This window comes from Paenibacillus sp. LS1 (assembly GCF_026013365.1).
In the GTDB taxonomy this organism is placed as follows: Bacteria; Bacillota; Bacilli; order Paenibacillales; family Paenibacillaceae; genus Paenibacillus.
This window is the reverse complement of the sequence record NZ_JAPDOE010000001.1, coordinates 181,895-199,264: the sequence shown is the minus strand read 5'-3', so window position 1 is coordinate 199,264 and position 17,370 is coordinate 181,895. Positions and strand designations below refer to the sequence as shown.

Annotated in this window: 12 protein-coding genes; 1 reads left to right on the top strand and 11 read right to left on the bottom strand. The window is 47.0% G+C overall.

The genetic code is table 11. From position 1 onward, the window contains the following. Positions 1 to 50: 50 nt before the first annotated feature. The 3 genes from OM416_RS00890 to OM416_RS00880 form a co-directional block, all read right to left on the bottom strand. Positions 51 to 686: a glycoside hydrolase family 11 protein gene (locus OM416_RS00890; RefSeq protein ID WP_264926198.1), complete on the bottom strand. Its 636-nt coding sequence runs from the start codon at positions 684 to 686 to the stop codon at positions 51 to 53. Between the two features lie 70 nt (positions 687 to 756). Beyond that, positions 757 to 1,530 carry an alpha/beta hydrolase gene (locus OM416_RS00885; protein WP_264926196.1) on the bottom strand — a complete coding sequence of 258 codons (774 nt, stop codon included), beginning with the start codon at positions 1,528 to 1,530 and terminating at the stop codon, positions 757 to 759. A gap of 48 nt (positions 1,531 to 1,578) precedes the next feature. Next, positions 1,579 to 2,862: an SGNH/GDSL hydrolase family protein gene (locus tag OM416_RS00880; protein ID WP_264926195.1), complete on the bottom strand. Its 1,284-nt coding sequence runs from the start codon at positions 2,860 to 2,862 to the stop codon at positions 1,579 to 1,581. A gap of 290 nt (positions 2,863 to 3,152) precedes the next feature. On the opposite strand from OM416_RS00880, the gene OM416_RS00875 reads away from it, so the two are divergent. Then, entirely contained in the window at positions 3,153 to 4,295 is a 1,143-nt protein-coding gene (locus OM416_RS00875; RefSeq protein ID WP_264926194.1) for a glycosyl hydrolase family 8, read from the top strand. 227 nt (positions 4,296 to 4,522) lie between these two features. Here the strand turns inward: OM416_RS00875 and OM416_RS00870 are convergent, their stop codons facing one another. The 8 genes from OM416_RS00870 to OM416_RS00835 form a co-directional block, all read right to left on the bottom strand. Continuing rightward, positions 4,523 to 6,163: an ABC transporter substrate-binding protein gene (locus OM416_RS00870; protein WP_264926193.1), complete on the bottom strand. Its 1,641-nt coding sequence runs from the start codon at positions 6,161 to 6,163 to the stop codon at positions 4,523 to 4,525. A gap of 35 nt (positions 6,164 to 6,198) precedes the next feature. Then, a complete protein-coding gene (locus tag OM416_RS00865; protein WP_264926192.1) occupies positions 6,199 to 7,128 on the bottom strand; it encodes a carbohydrate ABC transporter permease in 930 nt (309 codons plus the stop codon). A gap of 27 nt (positions 7,129 to 7,155) precedes the next feature. After that, complete coding sequence (locus OM416_RS00860; protein ID WP_319951898.1) at positions 7,156 to 8,010, bottom strand: ABC transporter permease; 855 nt, start codon at positions 8,008 to 8,010, stop codon at positions 7,156 to 7,158. Positions 8,011 to 8,285: 275 nt separating this feature from the next. Then, positions 8,286 to 10,637 carry a helix-turn-helix domain-containing protein gene (locus OM416_RS00855; protein WP_264926191.1) on the bottom strand — a complete coding sequence of 784 codons (2,352 nt, stop codon included), beginning with the start codon at positions 10,635 to 10,637 and terminating at the stop codon, positions 8,286 to 8,288. Positions 10,638 to 10,927: 290 nt separating this feature from the next. After that, positions 10,928 to 12,631: an RICIN domain-containing protein gene (locus tag OM416_RS00850; protein WP_264926190.1), complete on the bottom strand. Its 1,704-nt coding sequence runs from the start codon at positions 12,629 to 12,631 to the stop codon at positions 10,928 to 10,930. Positions 12,632 to 12,916: 285 nt separating this feature from the next. Next, positions 12,917 to 13,864 (bottom strand): carbohydrate ABC transporter permease, encoded by a 948-nt coding sequence (locus tag OM416_RS00845; RefSeq protein ID WP_105598719.1) that lies wholly within the window; start codon positions 13,862 to 13,864, stop codon positions 12,917 to 12,919. A gap of 17 nt (positions 13,865 to 13,881) precedes the next feature. After that, entirely contained in the window at positions 13,882 to 14,727 is an 846-nt protein-coding gene (locus OM416_RS00840; protein WP_264926189.1) for a carbohydrate ABC transporter permease, read from the bottom strand. Between the two features lie 53 nt (positions 14,728 to 14,780). Beyond that, a complete protein-coding gene (locus OM416_RS00835; protein ID WP_264926188.1) occupies positions 14,781 to 17,357 on the bottom strand; it encodes a DUF5696 domain-containing protein in 2,577 nt (858 codons plus the stop codon). Positions 17,358 to 17,370 lie beyond the last annotated feature (13 nt).

Below are 17,370 nucleotides of genomic sequence, written 5' to 3'. Positions count from 1 at the left end.
ATTAATTCCAATTGCAAATGCAGACGTTCATCTGCATCACATCGTCATTTTTACCAAACAGTCACGTTAGCACTTCCGCTGCTCTGATACCCCTCCGTCGCCATCACCTGATAGGACCAACTACTTCCAAGGTTCATCCCTTTGCTCGCCCACGCATTCACATGATTGCTGAACGTAATGGTAGAATTGACTCCGGTCGGTCTCTTGGACTGTCTAACACTCCAATACTGAGGGAAAGTCTGCGTACCATCGATGGAAGGTGCATTGTATCTCATCGTTGTATAGATATCGTATGTTCCGCCATCACTAGTCATAGAGCCCTTGTACGTTCCGGTTGGACGATACGTTCCCCAGCTGTCCACCACGTAATATTCAATTAGAGCGTTTCGGGTCCAACCATAGAAGGTGAGGTAGCCGTTACCTGAAGGAGAAAATACGCCGGCATTGTAATTGACCACTCGATTCGGCGTACCAGATGTCCACCCTTTTCCGACAACAAAGTTACCTACATTCTGCCAATTCACGCTGTAATTTCCGCCCGATCCATTCACTGCGTTGACCGTTCCTCCGCCATCTGTCCAATTTTGCCAGTAATCTGTTGCTGCGCTGGATGTTGCCGCGAAGACGCCAAAACTCATGGAAGCTGCAAGAACAACCGTCATTAATTTTTTGCTGAATTTGAACATAGGATAATACCTCCTGATATTTTAATAGATTTGGGTGAAACGCCAACCGACATGAAATTCTCCTGGTAACTTACTTGAATAAGCGTTGTGTAAACAAATACAGATCATTCTTCCACACGGGCCAGTCATGTCCTCCACTTTCCTCATGCCAAATGTGTGGTACTCCGTGTTGTGTCAAATATTGGTGAACTCCGAGACTGATGTTGATGAGATTGTCCTGATCACCGCAAGAGAACCATAACAGCGAGAGAAGTGACGTGGTTTCTGATGGATCGGGAACAAGAATCTCTGGTGGTCTGGTATTTGGAGCTGCGGAGAAAGCACCGATCCATGCGAAATGGCCGAGATTGCCCAATCCGATATTCAAAGACTGACCTCCGCCCATGGACAAACCGGCAATCGCCCTCTTGTCCCGGCTTGTGTACGCAGGATAGTTGGACTCGATGTAAGGTATCAAATCATGAAGCAGATCGAATTCAAATCTTTCAAATGCCTGAATTTTCTCAGGATCAAACAGGTCTCCCTCAGCCCGGTCATTAGCCATGGCACGACCGTTAGGGAAGACCACAATCATCGTCTCAAGCAAGTTATCGCTGCACAGATTATCCAGAATAATTTGCGGAGATCCATGATTATGCCATTCGGCTTCATCTCCACCAATACCATGCAACAGGTAGAGTACAGGATACGCATTGGTGGAAGAGTATTGTGGTGGGGTGTACACCATCGCTTTACGCGAATTTCCCACCGTTGTTGAAGGATAGTCTATAATTTCCATTACTCCGCGCGGTATATTCTCCCGATATTGGTCATATCCCGCTGGTGCTGATGATATCAATGTCATTCTCCTTTCTCACCGAACATATCGTTATGAGTGACTATCAACCCTCAGTTAATCCACATAGCCAAAGCCCAGAATGGTGAAGCATTTATGTTCATGGCCTTCTGCCATTTCAATCTCAATGGAGTGTTCACCGACATGATCTTCGTTAAAAAGGAGTGTGGCATGGCAATGGGTCCAGTTCACCTGTCGCGGGTCGACTTGTTTGATGAATTTCCCATCTACCTTGATCTTTGCGGTTCCGAATTCGTCGTTACCGGAATCCTTGAAGACCAAAATAAGTCGTTTACACCGCAAACTCATCTTAAAGCTGCTCTGGGTGTCGTTCCCCTCTCCCGTTCGCAACCAGTTGTTGGGGAACTGGGGTGTACCATAGTCATGAGCATCCATCTCAGCCATCTGCAGATCCGTATCCGTTTTATCAAAAGAACCTGCATCGATTCGGGCGATATTGTTGCCGTTTTTCCGATCCAACAACTTTACATGCACAAAGCCATTTCCAATTAGCGGTGCCTTTTCAATATCATGATCTTGCTCGTCCCACTCAGTTCGATTCGTCACGTCGAACAAGTATTCCAAACTATCGGCCATGATGCGATGCCCCAAGTTAGTCGGATGATATATATCATGGAAAAATTGCTTCTTGGAAATAACGTTGCCCTCACCTTTTGTCTTGTGGAACTGATCTACGACAGCGTCCTTTACACTTACCATTGGCAAGTCATAGTGCCAGCCCACTGGAGCGAGACGATCCTGCAGATTCCAGTCATTTTCGAATACACTGAATAGCAAGATGACCGCTGGCTTGTTATCTGCAGCAAGTGCTTTGAGCACCAGACTTTCGTAACAATTGCCTTGGGTTTCATCGTCTGCGTCATTGACAGCGAATTCGATAATCACAATATCCGGCTGAACGGTACCTTCCCGTAGCACATCCCGATCATAACGTACAATCCCCAATTCTGAAGGTGTTCCGCCCACACCTGCTTTAATCAGATGGATCGGACTGTCTTTTGAAAGCGCAAACATAAACTTGAATGACTGATACGAGCGATAAGCGTAACTTTGGAGATGAATCGGTGCCGAACCAGCACCTTGGGTAATGGAACCTCCAATGAAAGCCATCACGACAGGCTCGCCGTTTTTTGCCTTCTCAATGGCTCGTTTTAATCTGACATTATTTCCTTTGTTCAGAAGAGATCGGTCAATCATATTGCGATATCCATGTGATCCAAAGTCAATATCATGCTCGACTGTCGACTCTGGCACTCCCACTGGATCGCGCGGTGCAGTGAATTCTGTGTTCCCACCAATATCTCCTGAATCCTGGAGCATAACTCGCCATCACATCCTTTCGGCTAGATTCTGATCATCCTCGAACAACATGTGAAGGTTCACAACTTGCGTTATTATTAGTGCTGATGTGATCCCTTCTCCCAAAGTGTAGCGCTTACATAATTTTACAACAACCTGGCAAACTATAGGATTTTAACCACTATATCATTTCAAGTTGGCTAGAATAACACGTAGATTCGAACACCTATAATTTTTCATGTAAACGCTTTAATTTGTATACTATTTCCATGTTATAATTTTGAAAAACCACATGACGAAGGAGAGTACCCATGAATATCACGGGACAGGATGCATTGCATACGCGTACATATACGAATCTGTTTCTCGAATTAGGCTATGATGAGAATGAAATTACCACCAGATTGGAAGACACATGGAAAGAGTTGTTTTATGGCGATGAGAATACTCGAATATACTATCCCATGGGTGAGGACAAAGGCTATTTGCTGGATACCGGTAATTTCGATGTTCGCTCTGAAGGTATGTCTTATGGCATGATGATGGCTGTGCAAATGGACAAAAAAGAAGAATTTGACCGACTCTGGAATTTCTCCCACACGTTTATGCAGCATACCGAGGGTCGATACAAAGATTACTTCGCTTGGCATTGCAAGCCTGACGGAACACGCTTGTCGCAAGGACCGGCGCCGGACGGTGAAGAGTTCTTTGCCATGGCGCTTTTTTTTGCCTCCAACCGCTGGGGCGATGGCGCTGAACCTTATGATTACAAGGAACAAGCACGCAAGATCCTTCGTGCCTGTATACATCAGGGCGAAGACGGCGAAGGTGACCCGATGTGGGACCCGGAAACGAAACTGATCAAATTCATACCCGAGACACCGTTTAGCGATCCCTCCTACCATCTGCCTCATTTTTATGAACTGTTCGCTATATATGCGGATGAAGCTGATCAGGCTTTTTGGAATGAAGCGGCGGCAGTAAGTCGGGCTTATCTGCATACAGCTTGCCATCCCGTAACCGGACTTTCACCTGAATACGCGAACTATGACGGCTCTCCGGCTCCAATACAGCCACATGGAGATTTCAGGCATTTTTACAGTGATGCATATCGTACTGCTGCCAATATTGCGCTGGACTGGGAGTGGTTCCGCAAGGATCAATGGCAGATCGATCAATCCAACCGGATTCAATCCTTCTTCAGTGATATTGAAATGTCCGATTATCGTCGTTATACAATAGAAGGTGAACCTTTCGACGAACCTTCACTGCATCCTGTAGGTTTGCTGGCTACCAATGCTATGGCATCACTTGCTGCGGACGGTCCACATGCTGACACATTCGTTCGTAAGTTCTGGAACACACCTCTGCGTCAGGGAGAGCGACGTTATTACGACAATTGCCTGTATTTTTTCAGCATGCTGGCTCTAAGCGGACAATATCGCATGTACTAAACCAAGGGAATGTGCACGAGCCGTTGAACCTTTCCTGTGAATATTGGGCTTATAGGACAGGTTCAACCACAGAATTTTAAGAAGGATGCAATGATATTACGATTTAATCTATACAAACAACAAACGTTACCGGCTCGCAAGTACTGACTGCGAACCGGTAACGTTTGTTTGTGCAAATACAGGCAGTAACTTTTCCGCTCTGACTGGATATGATTCAGATACTTTAATTATTTGGAAACAGACGAAGTATCATAGGAAGACTGCATAATCTCCAGATATCGATTCATGTTCAGTCCCTCCAGGCCTTTCACATATTCATCCCAATCCTTATCCAGACTTTTGGCACCTGTAATAAATTGCAGGGCGTTCTGATCGATGTAATCCTTGAGATTGGTCTGCATCATGCTGGCTTCATCAGCAAGGGACGGATCTACCCACAATGCCCAATGTGGAAAAACCTCTTTCGGTTCCTCACCCTCCATTAACAATGTCGCCTCATAGAGCCGTCGCTCATAACCATCATTGGCATAGATGTCTGTTCCCTGTACTTCGGCGTCCCGATATGCCCGATGATGGTTGTACTGACTCAATGCAGCCCAACTGTCATTACGAGGTTCTTCACCAGAAGGAAGCGGAATGGCTTTATATAGCGGCTCTATCTGATCATTGAGCGCCACTTCGCCCTCCTGTGGTTTGCGCCAGCTTGTGCCCTCTTCTCCAAGATAAGATGCCATAGTCCCTTCTTGGGTGTAGAAATAATCCAGCAGCTTTATGGCCGCGATCTGCGTTTCCTCACTGGCTTTGTTTGTCAGTACAAAGGACGCTCCGGGATCAATCGGATAGTTGTACGTAGCATAAGCAGCATTGGGTCCCTTCAATGGAGGGATGGGATTGTAATCATTCCCGTAGGGTGAACCTTCGGCTGTGGTTACAAATAACGATGGATGCATCGCTGCTCCTGCACCGAGAAGCTGTGCATCGGCGTTATCGCCAATTTTTTTGAAGGCCCCGACATTTTGGGTAAATGCCCCTGGATCAATCAACCCTTCATCGTACAGGGATTTAATATAGGCAAGCCCTTCTTTCCACTCCGGTTTGTTCACTACGGTCTCCACTTTCCCCTGATTAACAATGAGATAATTCCGATCGTCGTCGTAGATAAAACCGTTCATCAAGTATGGGATAATGTGCACGCCGAAATTTTCAGTCGAGCCGCTTAACGGTACTTCGTCGGCTTTACCGTTCCCATTCGGGTCCTTCGTTTTAAATGCCCGAAGCATTTCCTTAAACTCCTCTGTCGTAGAAGGTTCGGTCAAACCGAGTTGTTCCAACCATTTGGTGTTGACCCACATCTTGTTCGGGTATGAACAGTGAAAACATTCATTCAGACCCGTCAGACCATAGATATTTCCGTCGGGAGCAGTGTTCATGGCCCGATAATAGTCATTGCTTTCAAGCACTTTTTTAATATTGGGAGCATGCTCCTCAATCAGCTCATTCAGCGGCAAAATAACCCCCTGTTGACCAAACTTCAACAAGTCTGTCTGGGAGAAACGATCTACCCAAGGGATAAGCAGATACAAGTCCGGATAATCACCGGAAGCCAGTGAAATCTGCCTTTTCTCCGCTGCACCGTCGAATGGAACCGTAGTCCAGTTGAACTGAATATCAAACTTCTCTTCCATTTTTTTCGTGAATTTGTTAGTGGACAGGTTGGTATCCGAACCCTGGTGAGCAAACACATTAATGGCCGTCTTGCCTGACGGATCGCTGCCTTCCCCGTTCCCCTTATCAGAACTTGAACATCCGGCAAGTACCAACGAGGTAAACAGCAGATAGGCAAGAATGATGAATCCTGCTTTTTTCAATGCAATCCTCTCCTCACAGATAGATAGAAATGAACTTATCCTTTGACTGAGCCAATCAACATGCCTTGCACGAAATACCGTTGAACAAAAGGATAGATGATCAGAACCGGCAAGCTGGCCATCACAATTAACGAGTATTTCATGAGTTCAGCCATTTGCTGCTGTTTGATCATTTCCGATGCATCCATGTTCCCTGTACTGCTGTTCAGAATAAGAATACTGCGCAATATCAGCTGTAGCGGATAGAGCGACTGTGATTTTAGATAGATGAGGGCGTCAAAGTATGCATTCCACTGACCAACAGCGTACATAAGTGATAATACGGCGATAATCGGTTTGGCGAGTGGCAGGATAATACTGTAGATAAAGCGGATGTCACTGCAGCCATCGATGTCTGCTGCTTCGGACAGCTCTTCCGGTATCGAATTCTGAAAAAAGGTACGGGTAATGATGACTTGCCATACCCATACGGCATTGGGAATCAGCAGCGCCCAGCGGGTATCGATCAGTCCCATAGTTTTAACCACCAGATAGGTAGGGATCAAACCGCCCGAGAACAGCATGGTGAAGGTAATAAATATCATTAACGAGCTGCGACCAACAAACGTTTTTTTGGATAATGGATAAGCAATCATAATGGTCAGTGCCACGCTGATGAAGGTGCCGCAGGCTGTATAGAAAAGGGAATTGGCATACCCGGTAAGTACTTGATCATTCCGTAATACAGATTTATAACCGTCGAACGTCAGGTCAATGGGCCACAACCAGACTTTTCCCGAGGAGACGGCAGCAGGGCTGCTGAGCGAAGAACTCACAATATAGATCAAGGGATACAGCACGGCAATCAGCACCACAGTCAGCATGAAGTAAACAACTGTTATAAATACGCGGTCTCCCCAGGATTCACGGATCGTACTGCTGCTCTTGATCCGCGAGCGACCTGCATGTGTCTGTGTGTTAGGCATGGGTTGGTTCTCCTCCTTTCGCTCCCGTTACCATAAGCTTGTATTGGACAGTCGCTTGGCGACCGCGTTTACGATTAATAGTAGAATCAGGTTAATCACCGAGTTGAACAGGCCAACCGCAGTAGCGAAGCTGTAATTCGCATTCAGCAATCCTATTTTGTAGACATACGTGGAGATGATCTCCGAAGCAGACAGATTGAGCGGATTTTGCAGCAAATATATTTTTTCGAACCCAACAGCCATGATATTCCCTACACTCAGGATCAGAATGATGACGGCTGCCGGAAGTAGTCCAGGCAGATCAACATTAATGATTTTCTGTATACGGTTGGCTCCGTCCACTTTGGCCGCTTCATATAGGGATGGATCAACACCTGCCAGAGCAGCCAGATATATCACAGCGGAGTACCCCATCCCCTGCCATACATCGGAGAATACGTAGATGGATCGAAACAGTCCGGGCTCACCGAGAAAATTCACCGCTTCGAACCCAAGGGCACCGGCAATCGTGTTGACAATACCCAGCCTAGGAGACAGGAAGAGCATAATGATGGAGACCATAACAACGGTAGAGATGAAATATGGAGCATACGTCACCATTTGTACTGTTTTTTTGAATCGTATGTTTTTGATTTCGTTCAGCGCCAGCGCCAGTAATATAGGAATTGGGAAACAAACGATCAGGCTGTAAAACGAAATGTAGAGCGTGTTCTTGATCAGCATGACAAACGCCGGATTTTTGAAAAGTAATTCGAAATACTTGGTTCCGGCCCACGGACTGCCCCAGATCCCCTTGATGACGTTGTAATCTTTAAATGCCAGGACCGCATTCACCATGGGTACATACTTGAAAATAATAAAGTAAGCAATCGGTGGCAGAATCAGCAGATATAGCTGCCAATGTCGCCTCCAGCTTCTGGTTAATGCTTGCTTCAAGATAGACGGTTTACTTGGTTTCTCCATGGACTTCGTTTCACTGGTCATTGTTGTTCTCAGAATCATCCCCCCATTCTTGGCTCCCAATCGTTCTGAACTCCAGCTCGATTTGGTAGCGCTTACTTTTTGAGTAATCATAAGATTGGGCTGGGGATGCGTAAAGGTACAGTTGCGCCGGCAAAGTACAAAAAGCGAATATAGTTCCCGAGAAACAGCCTACATTAACCGCTAGGAACGTCCATTTTCCGAAACACACTCGGGGAAATACCACGTACCCGCTTGAAAGCTCGGCGGAATGAATGTGCACTGTTATACCCCGTGGCCTCCGCGATCTCGTCAATGGTCTGACCAGTGGAGTGCAACAGGTTCGAGGCAGCATCAATGCGTACCCGTTCTACATAATCGGAAAGATTCTCTCCTGTATGTTCTTTGAACAGTTGGGATATAAACTTCTCGGACTTGCTCATGTGCTCCGCAATCCGATAAATCGTCAAGTTTGCATCCCCATAATTATGTTGGATAAAACAAATCATTTCGTTTACAGTATCCGCATGTGCTCCTGCTCTTCTTCTCTGAAAATCACCGCAGATGTCTTCTGTTAACTGTTTAAATTTTTCACGCAGCGAAGTGATCGTTTCTGTCATCTGAATGGATGTCACCCGAGTTTTATATTCCTCCAGCAGGGAGGCATCCAGCTTGAATTTTGGTTCGTCCAGCTTCAGAAAAGTCTCCTTCAGCTCCATGATGAACTGCTGTGTCATCTCGTAGGACAGTTCCCGCTCCTCTGTATTACGAAGAAATAATTGCTCCAGAATGCGTATCGCCTCTTCAGGCTCCCCAACTTTGATTGTGTTCAGCAGCCGCTGTTCAGACTCAATCGGATAATAGAACATTTCATTTTCCTTCATCGTATCTTCAAATCTCACCAGATGATCTGTTCCCATATGAATGGCATAATCCAGAGCTTGTTTGGCTTCGTCAAAGGAACGTCCTGCATCATTCCAGACCTCGTAAGCTGCACCTGTGCCAATGGTTGTGGATATCCGATGCTCCCGGTAGATCACTTCCATCAAGCTGTTCAGCTCTTTTTCACATCTCCCAATAGCTTCATTTAGTGGGTTCTCATCCAATGGACAGGCAAAAGCAATCTGATCGGTTCCCCAATCCGTGATTAGAACCTGAGCGTTCCACTCTGTAAGTACTTGTTTGACGAGTAGTCTTGCGACACCCAGTTCATGGATAGTTTCCTCACTGTCCGGATTGGCATATCCGTTTACCTTCACTAAGCCTGCCAAGCCCTTGCTGCTATGAAGAGAAATGTGCGCCTGGGATGAGATAACCTCCAACTCCAGTGAAGTATAGACTTCTCCGGTTAACAACCGTTTGATAAAACCGTCTCTCAATAACGGAATCTGCTCATTCATGGCGCTTTTAAGTGAGTCGTTATTCGCAATGAGATTATTAATATGGCTTGCCAAAAAATCATATTCATTGCCCCGTCTGCCTGGGGAATCGGTGATTTGTTCCCGAAAAGAGGCCAACAATCTGTAAACGGGTGCACTGTTCCGATAGGCCAGAACCAGCCCGAATGACAGTCCCAAGGCAATGGTTGCCAAAGTAAAGACCAGCGTGACTTGTTTGATTTGGTCCGCTTTTGTCATGAGTGCTTTCTCCGGAATCCCTGCCATGTAATTCCATCCATTTTGACTGGATTGCATCGATATCAGCAGCCGACCATCACTTCCAGGCTGTACATTCTGCACGTTCAGCTCCGTTTCCGCATCATTACCTTCTCTCTGGCGACTCTGTACCATTTGCTCTGCTTCGGCTTGTTCAATGCCATGGGAGAAAATGATCTGTCCTTGCGCATCAGTGACGAGAGTCCAGCCGCCATATTGATCCACAATATTTTGAGTAAGGCTGGCCATCTGATCCTGATCAATCATGACACCAATCGTGGCTTGCGGTTTGTTGAAGCTGTTCAAAGGCAGAGATTGCAGAAACGTAATGGCGGGAACGTCTTCAAGCACAGTGCCGAGTATTTCACGTTTATAGTTTCGAAGCGGTATGATTTCGTTAAAGTGAGGTTGTTTGAGAATTTGGTCATGCCATTGCTCATACGACATACCCTCCAGCTGATTGGCAGCATAATAATGCTCTGGACGATAATACACGGTTCTTGGTGTAATGATGGCATTGTAGTTTGGAATGTGAATGAAGAAATGAGACAAGTAATCATTGGTACTGCTGTACATGGAGAGGCTCCGCTGCATGCGGTTCATCCCGTAGACGTTGTAGAGATCATCCGGCTTCGGGCCAGCAATTAAATTTTGCAAATCGGGATTGGCGGCAAGCTGTCTAGTGAAGGCTTCGACTTGAAGAAGATTTCGCTCAATGATCTCTTTGCCAAGACTCAGCGACTTCAAACTGTTCTCAATGGAGCTGGAACGAGCCGCTTCAATGGAAGCTCGGTAAGAGGCATATCCCGCAATTTGAGGAATCATCAGAATGACAAGATACGATATGAGGAAACGGCGGAACACGGGTGAAAATTTGGACCATAGGAGCTGCATATGTACCCTCCCGTTTTAATCAAGCGCTTACATTTCTCTGTGATAAGGTAGCTGTTCCATGATACAACGGGTATTTCTTCCTGGTGAAGGTACAACTTCTTCCTTATGGTACATTTACTTACTACAGCCTACAATGCTTGCATAAAAATAATTGTCTTTTTGCGTTTGGCGCACAAATATAGTGGTATCTACCTTGGGACGGCCTCCATGCCAAAGCATCAAAATGTACGCAAAAAACCTCTCCAAGACAAAGAGTGGCTTGGGGAGGTTTTTGTTTAACATTATGCTTTTTAATTGCTGACGGCAACAAATTTCCATTGCTGGTTAGTTGCACCCGTATAGGTGTTCTGCTGCAGCTTGGCTCCATCCGAAGTTGAAGCGTTGGCGACTTCAATCGCTTTATTGCTGTTCACGTTGATGATACTCCAGTATCCGTTTCCAAGGTCATTCACTTTGAAATGCTGAGCGGTTGTGTTCAGATTACTCATGAGCTGGACCACTTCCCCATTGGTGTTGGTACCGTTGCGAATGTCGATGACTTTGTCAGGTGAGTTCACACTTGTCAAAGTGTAGTTGCCGCTGTCGATCGAGGTCAGTACCCACTTCTGAGGGTTGCCGCCCAGATCACTCCACTGCTGGAGCTGAAGATTGTTTTCGTTTTGACCACCTGGGACATCAATAACCTTGTTGGAATGCCGGGCTACAATTTTATAGGTAGCACCGGATACAAGACCTGTTGTTGGTCCACCTGTTCCACTGCCCGGGTAAGTCTGAGCACGTTCATGGTACCAGTTAAACAGGAACCGTCCCATCGCGCTCCGTGAAGCATCCCCGTCCCACTTCAGGCCTGCCGTAGGATCAGCAAAGGAGCTTCGTGGTCCTTCACCTAGAATAAAACCGTTCATATGTGCTGCAATGCTGACATTGCCTGATGCATTAAAAATTGTTTTGGTATTGTTACCAAAGCCTTCATTGCTGCCATTAAACAAGTTCCAATAGGCCGAATCGCCAGGTTTGTTTTTGAACCAGGTTACCTCGGTAATATTAATCGGATACTTGTCAGCGGCTGCCTTCACGTTGGTATTCCACTGGTCTTGCAGGATAGAGAAGTTGTCATATGCGCCATAACCAGGGTACCAGTGAACCGCATATCCATAGTTATTGAGCGGATCAGTCAATGGATGGCTTGCCGTCAAGCTGTAAAATTGGTTGTATCCCAGACCTGCCGCCCAGATGACGTTGTCCGCACCTTTGCTGCGAATTGTTGAAATCATGGAATTTTGGAAATTACGCAAGTCATTCCAGTGATCCACAAAGTCATTTTCCCCGTTGTATCCACCCCAATGTCCATTGGCATAGGATTTCACTGGTTCGTTGATCAGTTCGAAGTGAACGTTCTCTGCACTTTTGATTTCCGGGCGTGAAGCGAGATAACCCCAGATTTCGTTGAATTTTTGCAGGTTGGCAGGTGTTGTTGCCTGATCATCCTTCAATGTGAAGTCCAGTCCCAGGACAACATAGACACCTTTTGTTTTGGCATATTGAATGTACGGAATAATTACATTTTGCGTAACGGTCTGCACACCGGCAAAGTTATATGTACCAGCAGCCACATCTCCCATGTCCTGACGATCGATGAACAGACGTACCTGATTCATATTCCAGCCATGATTGCTTCCGTATTTCGGGGTGGTGTCCGCAAAAGTATCGGTAATGTCTTTCAGATAAGCCAGTGTAGCTGCATGACGGTTATTGCCGTGCAGGTTGAGATAATAATTGCTGTCCTGATATGTCCAGTAGGCACCTGAAGGTTGATGCCAACCGTTCAGAAGCACAGGCTGGTTGTTGCTGTTCACCAGGTTTTTGCCGTTTACGTGAAGCTTGCCCATCGGCATGCCCACCCATGCTTCGGCGCGACTGCCTCCCCATGGAGCAATTGTGATCAATAAAGCCAGAACGAGTACAAGTTTACAAGATGTCATGAACTTCTTCACTTTAATTCCTCCTGATCTGATATATTGCCTTGCCATATTGTGAGGTAAGCTCCGTCAGAGTATCTCTGATCAAACATATCGCTCAGTCGGTGCCCGCTCCCGCAATCCGTTCCACACCAGCAGGGGGATCCTGCGTAGGGAAGGGTCGCGGTTCTGGTGTAAGCAGACGTTCATGAGATTGTTGCATGCCCCCTTTTCACAGATGGAATATTGCATGAAGTTCCTCCTCCCTCTTCCAGTCTGATTCCACTCTGATTCCACTCCAAACTTACAGAAGAACTTAATTTAACCGACGATTCCCGTACGCTCTACACTCTCTACGAAATATCGTTGCACAAACAAATAGATGACGATCAAAGGCAGAATGGCAAGAAGAATTCCTGTATCCTGGATCATGCTCAGATAGAACGGATCGGCCTGGGAAGCTGCACCGTCAGTAACCTGCTGGGCCAGATTATACGGAAGGGACGATAACTGGGTTGACATGACTTTACTTGAAGTCAGATAAGTTGTCGTATAAAAGCTGTCGTTCCACTGCCATACGAAGGAAAACAGCATGACTGTTACCATGGACGGAATGGCATTAGGTAGCATGATTCTTGAAAATGTTCGTCCGATGCCCGCGCCGTCCACATAGGCCGCCTCCTCCACTTCCTTCGGAATACCTCTGAAGAATTGCCGGAAGATAAAGATGTACAAGCCGGCTTTAAGTGAATTGGCCGTAATCGCTGTCAGAATAAACGGCCAATAGGTATTAAGCAAATTAACAGGTTTGCCGGCTATAAGCGTCATAAGCCCCATCAGGTCAAAGCTTTTCAGATTCAGGTATACCGGAATGAGAATGGTCGTTGGCGGTACAAGAATCGTCAGAATTACACCAGCAAACAGCCAGTTGCTTCCCCTGAATTTCAGTCTGGCGAATCCGTATCCTGCAAGTGCACAGGATGCTGTAGTCAGCAATGTTGTCGTTGCAGACAGAGCAAACGTATTAAATAGCGTTGCCCAGTAATCCATTACGCGTATCGCCTCTTTGAAATTGTCGATGGAGAAGTTCTGTGGAATCCACACCACCACTGCTGAATACAGATCACCTTTAGCTTTGATGGATGTGGAAACCTTCTGAAATATGGGAAACAGGATAACGAAGGAAAGCCCGGTAATCAGAACGAATCGGATCATGGCCCACAGCCAGCCTTTCCAATGCTCCAGCGATAATAATCGTGATGTTGTCACGTGGGACACCCTCCTTTCTAATCTTGATAGAAGACTCGCTTCGAGAAAATGATGTTTACGATAACCAGAATGAAGGCAATGGCGAGAAAGTAGACCCATGCCATGGCAGAACTTAATCCAAAATCAAATTTGACGAATCCGGTATCCCGGATCAGTTCCGTCATGGCGTTATTGGCAAACGAATCAATGATCGTATAGATCGCATTGACAAAAATAAGCGGGCTGACCATTGGGAACGTAATTTTCCAAAAGGCTTCATAACCCGTCGCGCCTTCCATCTTCGAAGCCTCATACAATTGAGGGGAAATCGTCTGGATGCCTGCCAAAAAGATCAAAATCTGTACACCCGATTGACTGACGATCTGATAGATCCGATCTACGGCGCTGCTCAGATACGTGACGATCCAATCGCTCACTCCGGCGTTAACCATCAGATTTTCGAGTTCAAATGTCCCGAGTGAGCTTCCACCTGTGCTGCTCTGATTAACCGCTTCAATCAGGCTGGTGCTCTCCAGTGTCATAATCACTCCCGATGCCAGAATAACGGGCAGGAAAAAGATCGACCGCGCTACAGCCCGGCCCCTGAACTTCTGATTCAGGATAACGGCAAGGAACAGACTGAAGATAACGATAAGCGGTACGTTGATGAGTACGTCTGTAATCGCCTCAATTAACGCACGGTTAAAGCTTGTATTGACGGTCAGCGCCTGAATGTAATTGGCAACACCGTTGAACTGAATCGCTATGCCTTCCGCGTTAGCCTGAATTGTACTCATGCTGTATCGCAGAGAGGCTAACAGCGGAATGAAGAAAAACAACACAAAACCAATGAGCCAGGGAAGCACATAGATTACGCCCCACATGGCTTTCTGCTGAGCATACGTACGACTTCCCCATTTCCATTTCAGGAGCGTCTTCAGAGCTGCTCACCACCAGTCACATAGCTTTGGGCTTCCACTGTATCGTTGTCAACTTCTACAGGGAAGTCGTTATAATTGACAATTACGAACCCGCCACCTTCATATGTTGTCCGGAAGACGCCCTCCTCCAGGGATTCATGGGACATCATGGAACGTCCGGCAAACGGTTGGTTCACCTGGTTCACCTCGTTGTAGATCTCGGCAGCCAGATCGATCCATTGTTCATAATTCGCCGCGTAGAGATCATCATAATCCGTTTCTTTCACAACATGGTTTGGCGCATTGAACCATGCAAAGTAAGGACTGGCTCCATATTCAATCAGCTTCAGCACATATTGCCTTGCATTGGTATATGTGGAGAGATTGTATGGCGTCCCCGTATAGCCAATGCTGCCGTGTACAACGAGCTGATAGAACGGAATCTCTTCATCCTCCAGCTTGAAACGACTGCTGTTCATCGGCGCATCTGTCAGACCTGTTACATATGGCAGGGCATAAGCGTTCCCGCCTTCAGCAACAAGCGATTCAACCTGCTGCTGGATCTGTTCGAGTGCCTTCTTTACGGAGCCAAGCGCTTGTGTTCGGTCCATCAGCTTTTTCGGATTCATATCACTGTTTAACTGTCCTGCCAGGTCATTCAGGCTTAGCGACAGTCCATCCTTTTGAAGGGACCTGAGCTCATCTAACATGTCTGCCGTCACGTCCTCCAGCTTGTTGGGCGAAAGCACATAGGATGGTGAACGATCCCGGTCCCGCCGCTGGATGGCCTGGTTCATCGGATACATGACCGCCGGTTCCTGAGTTAATGTGCGTGAAGCTTCTTTGGACGGTTTGAACCCTTTTTTGGATTGCACATTCAGCAGAGCAATATCGGGATAGAAACCGATACCCGCTTCTTGTGTGTATGCGCTGAATTCCCTCAATCCCTTTTTCCCGCCTACCGCGCTGTCTACTTGGATGGAATCCGGCAGTCGATGATGAAGTCCGCCGTTAAGCCATCCCGCATAACGCACCTGAATATTGGATACCTTCTTCTCCGTCAAGGCGGAGAGAATGTTTTTGGCTTCATCAAACGTGGTCAAAGCCTCCGTTGAATCATACGGTATGCCCAGCATATGCTGCCTTGTTGTCATGCCACCGAACAGTTGCAGATAAAAGGGAACGTTACTCTGCTCCTTGCTGGCGTTCAACTCGGGAAGTCCGCCGTTTTGCATCAGATAATCCCGATAGAGAGATGCAAGCCCTGAGTACGAGGCTTTATCCGACCCCACAAAAGCATATCGAACGACGAAGTCGGACAGAGTCGGTTTCTTCTGGAATTTCGGAAGTGTACGAACCATATCACTTGCCTGAAGCGTCACATCGCTCTTGTTCACGACATAGAAGCTTGGATATACGTTGTTGTAACTGTTCAGTTTGCCGCTGATATCGGCATTCACAACTGCAACGGCATCCCCTTCTTCAATAATGCCCAGGAAAGCTCCCTCTTTCCGAATCAGTCCAAATACCGGCAACCTGGCTCTGGCTTCATTCGAACTTGCTTCCCGTAGTTTCATGGTCATATCCGGTCCGTATATATCTTGTTGATAGGCAGGATACTGCAGTTTGCCATTGTTAAAATGGATCAGCGCTCCCGAACCGTCCGGCACCAGTATGGAGCCCTCTTCTTCTGAACCCCCAGCCCCGAAGTAATCCATTACAGATATGCTGTTGATCGGATATTCCTCCGGAAAATGAATGCCTGAGGACGGAACACGTACGAGCAGATCCTCTCCATCCAGCTCATATTCCATCGTAAGCATAAACAGCCGTGGTCCACTTCGTTCCTCTTCAATGCCAAACTCGGCATGATCCTGAGCCAGATCCTCCGATGTGTAACCGGCTGTGTCAAAAGCCTTCAAGGCCCGGGACAATTGCAATCCTTGCATCGCCTTATCAATCCGGACGTAAGCGCCTTCATCCTTGTCTTCCGCATAGCCGACCTTCAAGGCCCGTTGCCCGGCCTTGTCTAGCTGTGCAAGCAGCTTTTGTTCAAATCGCTCCTTGCTGATCTTCATCGGCAAGTCTTCTATGGATCGCTCAGTGCTTCCAAACTGGTAGTGGACCCGCGCGCCGCTTGGCAGCACCTCGTAGCTTATCTGCTTGTGTGCAACACTATCCGTGAAGGAATTCACGGTGCCGCTCTGTCCGAGGCTGTTGAAGAAGCTGAGCTTCGTTTGTGATGACAAAAGGTCTTTGTTTATCCCGGCTGCAACCCCATCCTGCTCACGATCTGCAGGATTGCTGCGCCAGATCTGGCCGCTCTGCGTGTGAATCACAGCAATCTCGGCAGTCTCTTCGTTAATGAACAACTGCAGCGCAGCATTCTGCGCAATGCCTACCATGCCGGGAAGGCGGACATCGCTGAAAGATGATTTCAGTTTCTCTCCGGGAGGCAGGGAGGGAAAGTCCGTTAGATCAGCGGCAGTCACTGTCACGTGAGCGAGCGGTGTTGGCGAGAATTGACAACCGCCAAGAAGCAGACTGCCCGCGAGCAGCATTCCTGTTATTTTTTTGGCTACGGTATAATTCATAACAATTTCCTCC